Below are 14,913 nucleotides of genomic sequence, written 5' to 3'. Positions count from 1 at the left end.
TGGAAAATGAGAGAGGGGTGTCTCCGGACGGTCGGTCGGCCGTCCGGAGGGTTTATTTTTATTTTTCGTGTCCGCCCGGCTTACCGGCCGAGGGCGGCCGTCTTTCGAAGGGGAGAGGATCCAGAAGATGCAGTACCGAAGCGGGCAAGAGATACGTGAAGCTTTCATCAGTTTCTGGCAGGAGAAGGGCAGCCACCACTACCCCAGCTTCCCGCTCCTGCCCGACGATCCCTCCCTGCTCTTCACCATCGCGGGCATGGTGCCCTTCAAGGCTTATTACCTCGGCATCCGCACCCCGGAGCATCCCCACGCCGTGACCTGCCAGAAGTGCGTGCGCACCAACGACATCGAGAACGTCGGCCGCACCGCCCGTCACCACACCTTCTTCGAGATGCTGGGCAACTTCGCCTGGGGCGCCTACTTCAAGAAGGAGGCCATCACCTGGGCCTGGGAGTTCCTGACGGAACGCATCGGCCTCGACCCCAGCCGCCTCTACGCCAGTATCTACGAGGAGGACGAGGAGGCCCGAAGCGTCTGGAACGGGGACGTGGGGCTCTCCGAGGACCGAATCCTCCGCTTCGGACAGAAGGACAACTACTGGTTCATGGGCGACACCGGGCCCTGCGGCCCCTGCTCGGAGATCTACTACGACCGCGGGGAGCGCTACGGCTGCGGCTCCCCGACCTGCGGCGTGGGCTGCGACTGCGACCGCTACATGGAGATCTGGAACCTGGTCTTCACGCAGTTCGACCTCCAGAAGGACGGCTCGCTCCTTCCCCTGCCCCACAGGAACATCGACACGGGCATGGGGCTGGAGCGCCTGACCTCCATCGTCCAGGACGTCGACACGGACTACGAGACGAACCTCTTCATGCCCCTGATCAACCACACCTGCAGGAAGGCGGGGATCCACTACGGCGACGGGGGACGGTCCGACATGGCCGTGCGCGTCATCGCGGACCACGTCCGGTCCGTGGCCTTCATGCTGGCCGACGGCGTGCTTCCCGCCAACGACGGGCCGGGCTACGTGCTGCGCCGCCTGCTGCGCCGGGCTGTGCGCTACGGACGGCTCCTGGGGTTCGAGGGCACGTTCCTCCGCGAGTACATGCCCATCCTGCTCGGGATCATGAGCGACCCCTATCGCGAACTGCTCGACCAGCGCCTCACCATCGAGCGGATCATCGAGGTGGAGGAGGACCGCTTTCAAAAGACCCTCCAGCAGGGGACGGAGCTCCTCGAGGCGGAGGCCGGCCGTCTGAAGGCCGAGGGAAGGAAGCAGATCCCCGGGGACGTCGTCTTCACCCTCTACGACACCTACGGCTTTCCTCCCGAGCTGACGCTGGAGATGGCGGAGGAGGAGGGGCTCACCGTCGACCACGAGGGCTTCGGCCGGGCCATGGAGGAGCAGAGGGCCCGCGCCCGCGCGTCCAGCAAACAGAAACGGAGTTCCCTGGCCGGCGACGTCTACACGGAGGTCGAGAACGAGAAGGGCGGGACGGCCTTCGTCGGTTACGAGGTCTGCGCCGGCACCGGACGGGTGCTCGCACTGCTGACCGGAGAGGGGCGTGTCGACCACGTGGCGGGCCCCGCGGAGTTCGAGGTCGTCCTCGACAGCACCCCGTTTTACGCGGAGCGCGGCGGCGAGGTGGGGGACACGGGCAGGATGCTCTCGGGCGGCTCCGTCCTGGAGGTGCTGGACACCGTGCCGCACGCCGGGCTGATCGTCCACAGGGTGCGGATGGACCAGGGGACGCTGTCGGTCGGGGACGAGGTCGGTACGGAGGTGGACGATGCGCGCCGCGGGGCGATCCGCCGCAACCATACGGCCACGCACCTGCTGCACGAGGCCCTGGGCCGCGTGCTGGGCGGCCACGTCCGCCAGGCGGGGTCCCTGGTGACGGACCGCATCCTGCGCTTCGACTTCACGCACCACGAGCCCATGACCGAGGAGCAGATCGCCGAGGTGGAGAGGCTGGTCAACGGGCAGGTCCTGGCGAACGTGCCGCTCACCATCCAGGAGTGTGGGCGCGAGCAGGCGCGGGAGCTGGGCGCCAAGGCTCTGTTCGACGAGAAGTACGGCGAGGTCGTGCGCGTGGTCTCCGTCCCCGGCTTCTCGGTCGAGCTCTGCGGCGGGCTCCACGTCAAGGCCACGGGCGACATCGGCTGCTTCAAGATCCTGCGGGAGGAGAGCGTCGGCTCGGGCACGCGGCGCATCATCGCGACGACGGGCATGAACGTCCTGGACATCCTTCAGCACCTCTTCGGGCTGCGCACGCACCTCACGGCGCTCCTGGCCACCGACGAGGAGGGGCTTGCGGTCAAGGCCCAGGGGCTGGTCGACGAGCTGCACCGCCTGCAGCGCCGCCTGCAGGAGGCCCAGCTCCGCGACCTGACGAAGAACATCGAGAGTTTCTTCGACCGGCGGGACATCGATGGGGTCCTGCTCCAGACGGGCAAGTTCTCGAGCGTCGAGCCGGACATGCTGCGCGAGATCGGGGACCGGGCCAAGGAAAAGGCCGGACAGCCGACCGTGGTGGTTCTGGTCGACGTCGGCGAGGACGAGAGCTGCAAGATCGTCGTCATGGCCGACGACGACGCCGTCCGGCGCGGCGCTCACGCCGGCAATCTGGTGAAGGAGGCGTCCGCGCTTCTCGGAGGCCGAGGCGGCGGCAGGCCCAACACCGCCCAGGGCGGAGGCCGGGACACCGCGAAGCTGGCCGAGGCGCTGGCCCAGGTCGAGGCCCTGCTTCGGACCCAGCTCAAGCCGCAATGAACGAGCCCCGGGACGAAACCCCCCCGAAGGGGCGCGTTCTGGCCCTCGATGTCGGCTCCGTCCGCATCGGCGCGGCCGTGACGGATCCCCTGCGCGTCATCGCGCAGGGGATCGCCGTATGGCCGGTCAACGACGGCAGGGAGGGGTGGCGCAAGAAGTTCGAGGCGTGCCTCGCGGAGTACGATCCCGTCCTGATCCTCATCGGAATGCCGACCCGGACGAGCGGGAACGCGGGCCCCGAGGGGGAGCGCATCGCCGCACTCGTCGCCAACCTCCGGGAGTCCTATCCGGACCGGACCTTCGAGACGTGGGACGAGCGGTACACCACGGTCATCGCCCAGCGGGCGCTGCTGGAGGGCGACGTCTCGCGCAGGGAACGCAGGGGCAAGGTGGACAAGGTGGCCGCAGCGCTGATCCTGCAGAGCTGGCTGGAGCGCCGGAGACCGTGACTCCGTTTTCGGCTCACTCCGGTTTGGGGTCCCGGAAGAGCAGCCTGTTGATCACGTCCTGAAGGACCGCGCCCTCGTAGAGGATCGCGTGGACCCCCTCGGAGATGGGCAACTCGATGCCCGCCCTTCGGGCGTAGGCCACCAGGGCCCTCGTCGTATGGGCCCCCTCGACCACCTGCCCGATCTCCGCCGCCGCCGCCTCGGGCGAGGCCCCGCGCCCGATCGCGGCCCCGAAGCGGAAGTTGCGGGAGTGCTGACTGTAGCAGGTCGCCATCAGGTCCCCCACTCCGGCGAGCCCCGCCAGGGTCAGGGGAGAAGCGCCCATGGCCGTCCCCAGCCGCATGATCTCGGCGAGGCCGCGCGTGGCCAGCGCAGCCTTGGCGTTGTCCCCCGCGGAGAGCGAGTGGGCGATGCCGACGGCGATGGCGATGATGTTCTTGACCGCCCCTCCCAGCTCCGCCCCCATCACGTCCCCGCTCGTATAGACGCGGAACCGGGGGGAGTTCAGCTCCGCCTGCCAGCCCAGGGCCTCCGACGGATCGGCGGAGGCCACGATGACCGCCGTGGGCAGCTCTCGGACGACCTCCTCGGCATGGCTCGGGCCGGAGAGCGCGCTGTACGGCCGGCCCGGCAGCACCTCCTCGAAGATCGCACGGGGCGTAAGCCCCGTGGCGATCTCAATCCCCTTGGCCAGGCTCAGGAAGCTGTGCCCCTCCGTGGAGAGGGGGGCCAGCCTTTCCAGAAACCCCCTCAGACTCTGGGTCGGAAGGGCCAGAACCGTGCGGTCCGCGGACCCGAGGGCCTCCTCCAGGTCCGACGTGGCCCTCAGGGATTCGACCAGAGGGCAGTCCTTCAGGTAGCGCGGGTTGCGGCGGTGTTCGTTGATATAACGGGCCTGGTCGTCGGTACGGCACCAGAGGACGACCCCGTGCCCCTTTCGGGCAGCGTGGTTCGCCACGGCCGTACCGAAACTGCCGGCCCCCAAAACGGCAAGACTCATGGGACGGACGCTCCTTCCCTTCTGCAAATCGACTTTCTGCGAATCAACTTTTCTGCGAATCGGTCTCCCTGCGAATCAGCAGGGTAATGCCCTCGAGGGCAAGGACGGTCCCGACCTCCCCGACGGCCATAGAACCGGCCTTCGTTCGGGCGCGCCAGAGTTCCCCGCGGCATCGGACCATCCCCCCCGAGGAGGAGAGGGGCTCGACGACCGTCGCGTCCAGCCCGATCAGCCCCTGCCGCCCCGTGGACACCTTCCTCCGGAGGCTGCGGGCGATCAGGAACGCGAACAGCGCAAAGCAGGCCCCCAGGGCGGCCGTCATCCCGACGATCAGGGAGGCGGAGACGCGCAGCAGCTCGCCGCCCGGGGCGCGGAACAGGAAGACGCCTCCGGCGGCGATCACCGCAACCCCGAGCAGGCTCAGGATCCCCATCCCCCCCACCAGGAGGTCGAGCCCCATGACGATGACGCCCGCCCCGATCAGGGCCATCCCGGCCCAGTTGAAAGGCAGCATCCTCAGGCCGATCCCGCCGAGCAGCAACATGACGGCCCCCGTCGTCCCCAGGGCGAAGCCGCCGGGGGTGACGATCTCGTAGAAGAGCGCCAACAGCCCTCCCATCAGGAGGAAGTAGGCGATATCGGGGCTCGACAGGAACTGAATCAGCCTTTCCTGCCAGGTCATCTCCACGAGAACGACCGCCGCGTCGGGCTCCGCCTCGATGCGGACCGGGCCCGAGTCGATGGTCACGGTTCGCCCCACGGCGGCCTCGAGCAGGGTCCTCAGGTCGTCCGCCACGAGGTCGATGGCCCCCTCCGCCAAGGCCTCATGGGCCGTCAGGGACAGGCTGTCCTCGATCATCCGCTGCGCGGCGCTCTGATTCCTCCCGCGCAGCTGGGTAAGGGAGCGCATCTGAGCTCCGAGGTCGTTCACGACCTTTTTCTTCATGTCGTCGTCCGGCAGGTCCCTGCCCGACGCGACAACGGGATGGGCCGCCCCGACGTTCGTGCCCGAGGCCATGGCCGCCACATGAGCCGCCTGCATGATGAACGCCCCCGCCGAAGCCGCCCGCCCGCCGGGCGGAACCCACACGGCGACCGGGACGCGGGACGCCAGGATCGTCTGGACGATGCCGTGCGTCGCCCCCAGCAGGCCCCCCGGCGTATCCAGCTCGAACACCACGAGGCCCGCCCGCTCCTCCTCCGCCCGGCGGACCACCCGCTCGACGAACTGCTCCATCTGCACGCCCACCGACCCCGACAAGGGGGCCAGGACGACCTTGCCCGCCGCCAGCCCCGAACCGGCCAGGCAGCACAGGAGGGACAGGCCCAGCACGGAAGCCCACACGAAACGAAACGGCGATACAGACACCGGGCCCCTCCCCCCCGGCCCCTTCCCCTTCGGAACGCGGCAAAACGGCCTTGAAGTTCTCATGGACAGCCTCCTGACCTCGGTTCTTTATCGATCATCCCGAAAATCAAATTACATGGGGCTGTGCCCCATACCCCCGCGCCGCCATACGAAACAGCGGCGGCCCCGGCAAATTTCCTCCCCCAAACAGGCAAGCTGGGGTACCACCGGGGGCTTCCTGAATCAGATCGGCGTTTCCTTTTCCCTTACGGAAAACCCCAGGGCCAGAGCCTCGTCCAAGTGCGAGACCGGGACGATCTCCAGCCCTCCCGCACGCTCGGCACGCTCGCGCGAGCTGACGACGGCGCAGGAGAACCCCAGCCGTGCGGCCTCCCGAAGCCGGACCCCCAGGCGCGTCACGGGGCGCACCTCCCCCGCCAGCCCCACCTCGCCCAGCCAGCAAGACCCCGTCCGGAGCGGCGCGTCCCTCAGGGCCGAGGCCAGGGCGGCGCAGGCCGCCAGGTCCGCCGAGGGGTCCTGGATGGAAAGCCCGCCCGCCACGTTCATGTAGAGGTCGTGCCCGCTGCAGGGCAGCCCGCAGCGCTTCTCCACGACGGCCGTCAGAAGCTGGAAGCGGTTCAGCTCGATGCCCCGCGCCGTGCGCCGCGGGTAGGGAAACACCGTGGGGCCCGCCAGGGTCTGGAGCTCGGCGGCCAGGGGGGTCGTCCCCTCCAGCGCGATGGTCATGGCGACGCCGGAGACCGCCGTGTCCGAGCGGTTCCAATAGAGTCCGCTCTTGTCCTCTATGGCCGTCAGGCCGTCCTCCCGCATCTCGAAGACGCCCAGCTCGTCCGTGCTGCCGTAGCGGTTCTTGGCCGCGCGCAGCATCCGGTAGGACGAGTACCCCTCCCCGGAGAAGATCAGCACCGTGTCCACCATGTGCTCCAGCAGCATGGGCCCCGCCAGCCGGCCGTCCTTGGTGATGTGCCCCACGAGCACCGCCGGCACGCGGTCCGCCCGGGCGGCGTCCACCAGCCTCTGGGCAACGGCCCGCACCTGATTGGGCGTCCCGGGCCACCCCGCCTCCCCCTCGGCCCTCATGGCCTGGACGCTGTCCAGCACGACGAAGGAGGCGTCCTTCATGTTTTGAAGCGCACCCTCCAGCTCGTTGCCGCAGCAGAGCAGCAGCCGGTCCGAGGCCACTCCGAGCCGGGCGGCGCGGAGGGCCACCTGCGCCTCGGATTCCTCGCCCGAGATGTAGAGCACGGAGGCCCCGGACTCCGCGACCCGCCCCGCGGCCTGGAGCAGCAGCGTCGACTTGCCGATGCCCGGCTGGCCGCCGAGCAGGACGACTCCCCCGGGGACCAGTCCGCCGCCCAGCACCCGGTCCAGCTCCCCGATCCCCGTCGAGAGGCGCTGCGGAGGACGGACGTCGACGGCGCTCACCACCCGTGCAGCGGCGCCCCTCGGCTGAGCGGCGGGCCCCGCCTCGGCCTCCAGGGTCCCCCACGCCCCGCAGGACGGGCAGCGCCCCGTTCGCGTGGTCGTCATATGGCCGCAGTCGGCGCACACGTAACGAACCGGTTCGTCCCTTCTCACGAAAAATACCTCCAACCAACGCCCCCACAAAGCCCCATCGGCGGAACGAAGCCGAGAGGGACAAATCACAAGGAAATTTCTGTTCTCCAAGGCTCATTATACCTCCCCCCTTTCGGCGTGAGGATGGGATATAATTGGGATAGATCCTCTTGTACCCCGCCGGCAGGGCGCTATCCTTACGACAAAGTTCGGGGGTTTTCCACAAAGTGAACAAGAATACTCTGGGCGTCCTCTGCGCCGCATCCACGGGCCTCCTGTGGGCCTTGAGCAGCCCGGCCTCGAAACTCCTGGGGGAGAGCGGCGCGGACATGCTTACCGTGGTCTTCTTCCGCTGTCTCCTCACCCCGCTGCCGCTGGGGATCTGGATCCGCCTCTGCGCCCCCTCTCACTTCCGCGTGGGACGGAGGGACCTGGCCGTCCTGTTCCTGATCTCGCCCCTGGCGCCCCTGTGCTCCTACCTGGGTTTTATGCTCTCGGTCGTCTACCTTCCCGTCGCCACGGCACTGGTCGTCCACTACACCACCCCCATCGCCACGGCCATGGGGTCCTCGCTGATGACGGGCGAGAAACCCAGCGTCTACGACCTGTGCGGCGCCTTCATCGTCACGATCGGCGTCGCATGCTCCGTGATGCGCCCCGACTGGACCCTGGACGGCGCGCTCTCCATCCCCGGGATGATCTGGGGCGCGCTGGGCGTCCTCGGCATCGCCTTCCAGACCCTGTGGGGCCGGGCCTCGGTGACGAAGGGGGGCCCGACGGGGATCGGGATCTTCTTCTATACGCACATCTTCGGAGCCGTGTGGGTAGTGCCCATCAAAACCCTGACCTCGGGCTGGGCCGATGTCCCGGCGCTGACGGGGATGCAGATTTCCCTGATCGCCGTCACCATAATCTTCGCCTCCCTCTTGGGGTACAGCACGTTCTACGCCGCGCTCCGTCATATTCCCGCCCCAACGGTCTCGCTCCTGACGTCCGGGGAGATCCCCGCCGCGGTCGTCATGACCTCCCTGGCAACCGATTCCTGGCCGACCTTTCCCTCGGTCGTCGGCTGCGTCCTCATCCTCTTCGCCATCGCTTTGTCCTCGTGGGGGGCGAGGCGAAAGGCGCCGCCTGAGGCCGACGCACGCCAGGCGGCGTGCCCCTGAACAGGCCCGATCCATCGACCGCGTGTGCCCCAGGGGCGACCCGCGCAGTCGTCCCTTGTCAAAACCCCGCGTCCATGGTAGAATCCCCTCCACAATCGAATACCGTTTATCAAGAGCATGGGGAGAGAGTCAGCTCGAAGATCCTGCGCCAACCTGTCCGGTCTTTCCCGGTCAAGGTGGTCCCGCTGACAGCGATAAGTGGAGGATCGCCGCTTTATGCGATAGACCGCCTTGTTCGCAGGGCGGTTTTTTTCATCGATTTTTTCGGAAGGGACGAACGACCATCATGAAGGACTTTTTCCAGCTGCCGGCTCCCAGCTACACGTTCGAGATTTTCCCCCCCAAGGGTTCGACCGACCTGGCGGGGACCTACGCCACGGTGGATGCCCTGGCCAGCCTGACCCCCGACCTGATCAGCGTCACCTACGGCGCGGGCGGGACCAGCCGAGACAACACGCTGGACATCGCCTCGACCATCCAGAACCGGTACGACATCTGCGGGCTGGCCCATCTGACCTGCGTCGGGAGCACGAAGGAGAACATCGCCGGCATTCTGGACGAGCTTCAGGCGAACCACGTCGGCAACATCCTGGCCCTGAGGGGCGACCTGAAGGAGCCCTCCGAGCTCGGGGAGTTCCGGCATGCCTCGGATCTGATCGCCTTCATCCGGAAACGCAGGGGTTTCCGCATCTTCGCCGCCTGCTACCCGGAGAAGCACCTGGAGGCCCCGAGCCCTGAGGAGGACCTGTGCCGCCTGAAGGAGAAGTCGGACCTGGGCGTGGACGCCCTGATCAGTCAGCTCTTTTTCGACAACGACGTTTTCTGCCGCTTCCGGGACCGGGCCCGCGCCCTCGGCGTGACGGTCCCCATCATCGCGGGCATCATGCCGATTACGTCGGCCGCGCAGATCGACAAGATGGTCACGATGTGCGGCGCGACGGTGCCGGACCGCGTCCGTCGCTTCGTCGACGCCTACGGGCACAACAGCCGGGCGATCAAGGAGGCGGGCATCGCCTACGCGACGGAGCAGATCGTCGACCTCCTGGCCCGGGGCGTCGACGGAATCCACCTTTACACCATGAACCAGGCGGACGTCATCCGGCACATCGACGAGAACATCCGTGGGATACTCTACTCCATGAGGGTGAAAAAGGACTGACCGCGGCGATGCAGGCGACCCCGACCATGGTGGACGACGCCCTGCGCTTCATGGGCGTCCCCAAAGAGGCCCGGAGCGGCGAAATGGCCGAGAGGGCCTATCGGACCTTCGAGCTGCTGGAGGGTTTCATCAGGCCCCGCCGCGTCTGGGGGCGTTTTTCCGTCCTGGCCGACGATCGGGGCATCCGGCTGGACGAGGCGGTTCGGATCGAGAGCGGGAGCCTGGCGCGGCTGATGGCCCATTCCCGGGAGTGCTGGGTCATGGCCGTGACCCTGGGGCCCGAGGTGGACCGCAGGATCCTGCTGGCTCAGAAACAGGACATGCTGGACGGGATGGCCCTGGACGCCTGTGCCTCGGTGCGCGCCGACGTCCTCTGCGACGAGGTCGAGGGGGAAATCTTTCGGGAGCTCCGCGAGGGGGAACACCCGACGATGCGATTCAGCCCCGGCTACGGCGACGCGCCCCTGACCGCATCCGCGGACCTCATCGCGCTCCTGGACGCGACGCGGCGCATCGGCCTGGCCATGACGCGCTCGTACATGATGACCCCGATAAAATCCGTCACCGCGCTTATCGGGATCTCGGACCAGAACGAGGACCGCACCCGGGACTGCTCCCGCTGTTCGGCCGGGCCGGACTGTCCGTATCGAAAGAGAGGGGAAAGCTGTGGAGGATAGAAGGAGAAAGAGGCTTGGACAGGACGTCCTGTTCTTCGACGGGGGCATGGGGACGATGCTTCAGGCGCGCGGGCTCCGGCTCCGGGAGCTGCCCGAGGTCCTGAACCTCACCCATCCGGACCTGATCGGCTCCATCCACAGGGACTACCTGGAGGCCGGGGCCGATTTCGTCACGACCAATACGTTTGGGGCCAACCGCTGGAAGCTGGAGGGCTCCGGACACACCGTCGCGGAGGCGGTATCCGCCGCCGTGCGGGTCGCCCGTTCCGCAGCGGACGCCTTCGGGGCCCGGGTGGCCCTGGACATCGGGCCCAGCGGCAAGGTGCTGGCTCCCCTAGGGGACGCCGCGTTCGAGGACGTCTACGAGGCGGTCGCCGAACAGGTCAGGGCCGGCGCCGAGGGCTGCGACGCCGTGCTTCTGGAGACCTTCACCGACCTCTACGAGCTCAAGGCGTCGCTCCTGGCCGTGAAGGACCACTGCACCCTGCCCGTGTTCGCCACCATGAGCTTCGAGGAGGGAGGGCGCACCTTCTTCGGCGCGGGGATCGATTCCATGGTGATGACGCTCGAGGGGCTGGGAGTCGCGGCCCTCGGGGTCAACTGCTCGCTCGGGCCCGTACAGCTGGAGCCCATCGTCGAGGCGATCTGCGCCCGCGCCCACATTCCCGTGATGGTCCAGCCCAACGCGGGCCTGCCGGTGATGCGGGGCGGCGCCTCCTCCTACGACGTGACGCCCGACCAGTTTGCGGACGTCATGTCCCGATTCGCCGGCATGGGGGCCGCCGTCCTGGGCGGCTGCTGCGGCACGAACCCGGAGTACATCGCAAAAACCGTACAGGCCGTCTCCCACAGGACGAGGACGGTCGTCCCCCGCTCCGTCCCCGGGACGACCGGGATCTGTACCCCGGCGAGGGCCGTGGTATTCGACGGCGACTTCACGATCATCGGCGAGCGCCTGAACCCCACGGGGAAGAAGGCCCTCCAGGCCGCGCTGCGCGCCGGGGACATGGACTACGTGCTGAAGGAGGCCCTGAAACAGCAGGATCAGGGGGCCCACGTCCTGGACGTGAACGTGGGCCTGCCGGACATTGACGAGCCCGCCCTTCTGAGCCGGGCCGTCATGGAGATTCAGGGCATCATCGACCTTCCGCTCCAGCTCGACTCCGCCAGCGCGAGGGCCCTGGAGGCTGCGGCGCGCATCTACAACGGCAAGCCCCTGATCAACTCGGTGAACGGCAAGGAGGCGAGCCTGCGCACCGTCCTGCCGATCGTCAGGAAGTACGGGGCCTGCGTCCTGGGCCTGACGCTCGACGACTCCGGCATCCCCGAGTCCGCGGAGGCCCGGCTCGCCGTGGCGCGGCGCATCGTCGAGGAGGCCGAACGGATCGGCATCCCCCGGCACGACGTCCTGATCGACTGCCTGACGCTCACCGCCTCGGCCCAGCAGGACCTGGTTCGCGAGACCCTGAAGGCCGTGCGGCTGGTCCGGGAGGAGCTGGGCGTCCGCACCGTACTGGGGCTCAGCAACGTCTCCTTCGGACTGCCCCGGCGCCCGCTGGTGAACCGAACCATGTTCGCGGCGGCCCTGATGCAGGGACTGGACGCGGCCATCATCAACCCCGGCGACACCGGGATGCGCGAGACCCTGGCCGCGTGGCGCCTCCTGATCGGAACGGACCGGAACGCGCAGGACTACATCGCCTACTGCGAGGCGCATCCGGAGAGCGCACCCGCCCCCTCCCGGCAGGCTGCCGGTGCCGGGGCGGCAGCGGACGCGCCGAATACCCCCACGGCCTCTCAGGGGGACCTGGCGTCCGCCATCGCGCGGGGGCTGAAGGAGGAGGCCGCGGAGCGGACGCGGGAGCTCCTGGACGCCCTGCCCCCGCTCGATGTCGTCGAGAAGCACATCGTCCCGGCGCTCGACGCCGTGGGGAGGGACTACGAGGCCAAGCGGCTTTTCCTCCCTCAGCTCATCAAGTCCGCCGAGGCCGCGAAGGCCGCCTTCGAGTGCCTGAGGGAGAGGCTGGCCTCCGGGCCGAAGGGCGGGGACGAGGCCCCCGGCGAGCCCATCGCACTGGCGACGGTGTACGGAGACGTCCACGATATCGGCAAGAACATCGTGAAGGTTATCCTGGAGAACTATAACTTCCGGGTTCTGGACCTGGGCAAGGACGTGCCCCCCGAGCGGATCGTCGCCGAGGTCAAGCGGAACGGCATCCGCATCGTGGGGCTGAGCGCCCTGATGACGACGACCGTCGCCAGCATGAAGGAGACCATCGAGAACCTGAGGCGGGAGTGCCCGGAGGTGAAGGTGATCGTGGGCGGCGCCGTCCTGACCCCCGACCTGGCCCGATACGTGGACGCGGACCACTACGCCCGCGACGCCATGGAGGCCGTGCGGATCGCGACACAGATCAGCTCGGACCTGAAGACGGCCTGACGGGCCGTGGTTCTGCCCTGCGTCCTTTTACATAAAGCGGAATCATAGGGAAGCGCTGATTGAATCAGCGCTTCCGCTTTCATAGATGAGAGGAGATGTCGCCCCATGACTGCTTCCGATTCCCTGCCTCGCCATCTGACACAGGGAATGCCGCAACTTCTCAACGACGTCCTGTTGAACTATGTCCACGACAGCGTGACCATCACGGACGGGCGCGGTATATTGCTCAACGTCAGCGCTTCCTGCGAGGAAAATTTCGGATTCGACGCCAGGGACTATATCGGCAAACCCATCGAACTTCTCGTGCAAAAGGGGATCTTCTCTCCCTGCATCACGCTCATGGTATTGGAACAGGGGAAAAAAGTGACGGGCAGGCAGCCCAACAAACAGGGAATCCAGCTTTTTGTCACGGGTATCCCCATACATGACGAAAAGGGAGCCATTGTCTATGTCGTCTCCTTTTCCTCCTGGGACATTCAATCGATGGAGGAGCTGGAGGAAAAGTATCTGCGCATCAGAAGGGATTTATGCCGTTGCTCCAGCGAGAACAGGGCCCTGCGCTCAAAACTCGTCGAGCTTTACCCTGTCGTCGCGGAGAGCCGCGCCATGAAAAAGCTCTGTGAGATCGTACAGCGCATCGCTCCCTACACGGTTCCCGTTTTAATCACCGGCGAATCGGGGGTGGGAAAGAGCTATCTGGCCAGGATCCTGCACAAGGAAAGCCTCCGCCGCACCGGCCCTTTCATCGAGATCAACTGCCGCACCATCCCCGGACGCATCCTGGAGACGGAGCTTTTTGGGGACCCGGGATACGGCGCCGAAAAAGATTGGGAAGAGGCCAGGATGAGCGCCCTGGAACTTGCCGAATCGGGGACGCTTTTTATCAGTGAAGTGGACAATCTTCCCCTCGATCTTCAGCTGCGGCTGGTAACGCTTTTCAAACAAACGCGCGACCCGTCCTCCTCCAGGGATGCGGAGGGGGCCAGCGATCTTGACGTACGCCTCATCGCCTCCTCTCAAAAGGATCTGAAGCAAATGGTTCAGGATGGCGAGTTCCGAGAGGAGCTGTTCTACCTTCTCAACACCATTCCCCTGGAAATTCCCCCCCTTCGCGAACGTCCGGATGACACCCTGGCGCTGATACTCCACTTTCTGGAGAAGAAGAACAAGGCCCACAAGCTCAACAAACGCTTCACCCAACAGGCGCTGGACATGTTGCTGGACTACAATTGGCCCGGAAACATACGGGAAATAGAAAGCGTCATCGAACGCGTGCTCCTGACGAGCCCCGACACGGTGATACAGAGCTCCAATATTCCGGACTTCATCGCCTCGTACGCCCGGAACCTGAACGACAAGGACTTCAATCTGAAGAACGCTCTGGAGTTCTACGAGAAAAGGATCATTCTGCAGGCCTTCGAGCAATATAAAACGACGACGGCCACGGCACGCGCCCTGGGAATCAGCCAGCCCTCCGTTGTGAGGAAGCTGAAAAAATACAACACGAACAAGGGTAAGAAGAGGTAGTCTCCAAGCTTTCTTTGAAGCGAACATCCCCAGGGGGTCATAAGGAAACGAGCCCCTGGGGATGCCGTTCTGGAGATTCAGAGATTTAGAGATTACTTTCCCTCGATGGCCGCCATCTCCTGACGAAACTCCTGAAGGAGCTCCTTGGCGAACTCCGGATTCCGGGAGAGCTCAAAGTATTTTCCGTCCGCCTTCTTTGCGATCTCACGAAAGGCGTTGAATTCCTCCTGCGTGAGCTCCACCAGAGATTGATCCTTTTTGAAGGCCTTGACCATCATATCCAGCCTCTGTGCGTTCATCTCCTTTTGGACCTTGTTCACGTAAGGATAAGCCTCGGCGGCGCTTTCCACGACGATCTTTTTGATGTCCTCCGGGAGCCCATTGAAGAAGTTCAGGTTCGCCAGATGCTGCATGACGAAGATATTGTGCTTGGACGCAATCAGGCATTTCTGTACGTCCATGTATTTCATCTCCTGGATAACGTAGGGAGGGTTCTCCTGGCCATCGATGATGTGCAGCTGGTGACCGCTGTAGACCTCGTTGAAGGATACGGCCGTGGGACTGGCTCCATAGGCCTTGTAGATCTCCAACAAGAGCTCCGAGGGCATCACGCGAAACTTGACGCCTTCGAAATCCTCCGGCTTGCGAAGCGGCTTGTTGGCCGTCCAGTACATGGCGCCCTCGCTGAAAAAGCTCAGGACCTTGACGCCCTTGCTCTCGTAGATGGAGTTGAGCTTTTCGTTCAAAGAGCGGCTCGTTGCCAAAAAGCGCTCGTTCTTGTCCTCGTCGCTCGAAA

Annotated in this window: 11 protein-coding genes; 7 read left to right on the top strand and 4 right to left on the bottom strand. The window is 66.0% G+C overall.

Translation table 11 applies throughout. The features are described 5' to 3' along the window. The first annotated feature begins 127 nt into the window (after positions 1–127). The gene (alaS, locus tag Q0176_RS03185) at positions 128–2,773 is read left to right on the top strand and encodes an alanine--tRNA ligase (protein WP_299299150.1); all 2,646 of its coding nucleotides are present in this window, start codon (positions 128–130) and stop codon (positions 2,771–2,773) included. Further along, entirely contained in the window at positions 2,770–3,222 is a 453-nt protein-coding gene (ruvX, locus tag Q0176_RS03180; RefSeq protein ID WP_299299148.1) for a Holliday junction resolvase RuvX, read from the top strand. The genes alaS and ruvX overlap by 4 nt, the downstream gene beginning before the upstream one ends. Before the next feature lie 13 nt (positions 3,223–3,235). Here the strand turns inward: ruvX and Q0176_RS03175 are convergent, their stop codons facing one another. The 3 genes from Q0176_RS03175 to radA form a co-directional block, all read right to left on the bottom strand. Beyond that, entirely contained in the window at positions 3,236–4,222 is a 987-nt protein-coding gene (locus Q0176_RS03175; protein ID WP_299299147.1) for an NAD(P)H-dependent glycerol-3-phosphate dehydrogenase, read from the bottom strand. 43 nt (positions 4,223–4,265) lie between these two features. Continuing rightward, positions 4,266–5,591 carry a nodulation protein NfeD gene (locus Q0176_RS03170; RefSeq protein ID WP_299299146.1) on the bottom strand — a complete coding sequence of 442 codons (1,326 nt, stop codon included), beginning with the start codon at positions 5,589–5,591 and terminating at the stop codon, positions 4,266–4,268. Positions 5,592–5,813: 222 nt separating this feature from the next. Then, entirely contained in the window at positions 5,814–7,169 is a 1,356-nt protein-coding gene (radA, locus tag Q0176_RS03165; RefSeq protein ID WP_299299145.1) for a DNA repair protein RadA, read from the bottom strand. Positions 7,170–7,375: 206 nt separating this feature from the next. Between radA and Q0176_RS03160 the strand changes: the two genes are divergently transcribed. From Q0176_RS03160 to Q0176_RS03140, 5 genes are all read left to right on the top strand, one after another. Further along, positions 7,376–8,314 (top strand): DMT family transporter, encoded by a 939-nt coding sequence (locus Q0176_RS03160; protein WP_299299144.1) that lies wholly within the window; start codon positions 7,376–7,378, stop codon positions 8,312–8,314. A gap of 286 nt (positions 8,315–8,600) precedes the next feature. After that, positions 8,601–9,473: a methylenetetrahydrofolate reductase [NAD(P)H] gene (gene metF / locus Q0176_RS03155; protein WP_299299143.1), complete on the top strand. Its 873-nt coding sequence runs from the start codon at positions 8,601–8,603 to the stop codon at positions 9,471–9,473. Positions 9,474–9,481: 8 nt separating this feature from the next. After that, entirely contained in the window at positions 9,482–10,150 is a 669-nt protein-coding gene (locus Q0176_RS03150) for a vitamin B12 dependent-methionine synthase activation domain-containing protein (RefSeq protein ID WP_299299142.1), read from the top strand. Then, positions 10,140–12,590, top strand: a complete 2,451-nt coding sequence (locus Q0176_RS03145; protein WP_299299141.1) for a homocysteine S-methyltransferase family protein — start codon at positions 10,140–10,142, stop codon at positions 12,588–12,590. Before Q0176_RS03150 ends, Q0176_RS03145 begins: the two co-directional genes overlap by 11 nt. A 105-nt stretch (positions 12,591–12,695) precedes the next feature. After that, complete coding sequence (locus tag Q0176_RS03140) at positions 12,696–14,117, top strand: sigma 54-interacting transcriptional regulator (protein ID WP_299299140.1); 1,422 nt, start codon at positions 12,696–12,698, stop codon at positions 14,115–14,117. A 92-nt stretch (positions 14,118–14,209) separates the two neighbouring features. On the opposite strand, the gene dctP is transcribed toward Q0176_RS03140, so the two are convergent. After that, positions 14,210–14,913, bottom strand: a 704-nt coding sequence (gene dctP / locus Q0176_RS03135) for a TRAP transporter substrate-binding protein DctP (protein ID WP_299299139.1), incomplete at its 5' end; no start/stop codon positions are given.

Origin of the sequence: uncultured Fretibacterium sp. (genome assembly GCF_938040765.1) — a bacterium.
Classification (GTDB): Bacteria; Synergistota; Synergistia; order Synergistales; family Aminobacteriaceae; genus CAJPSE01.
Note: the sequence above shows the minus strand (reverse complement) of the source record. Positions and strands in the feature narration are given on the sequence as shown.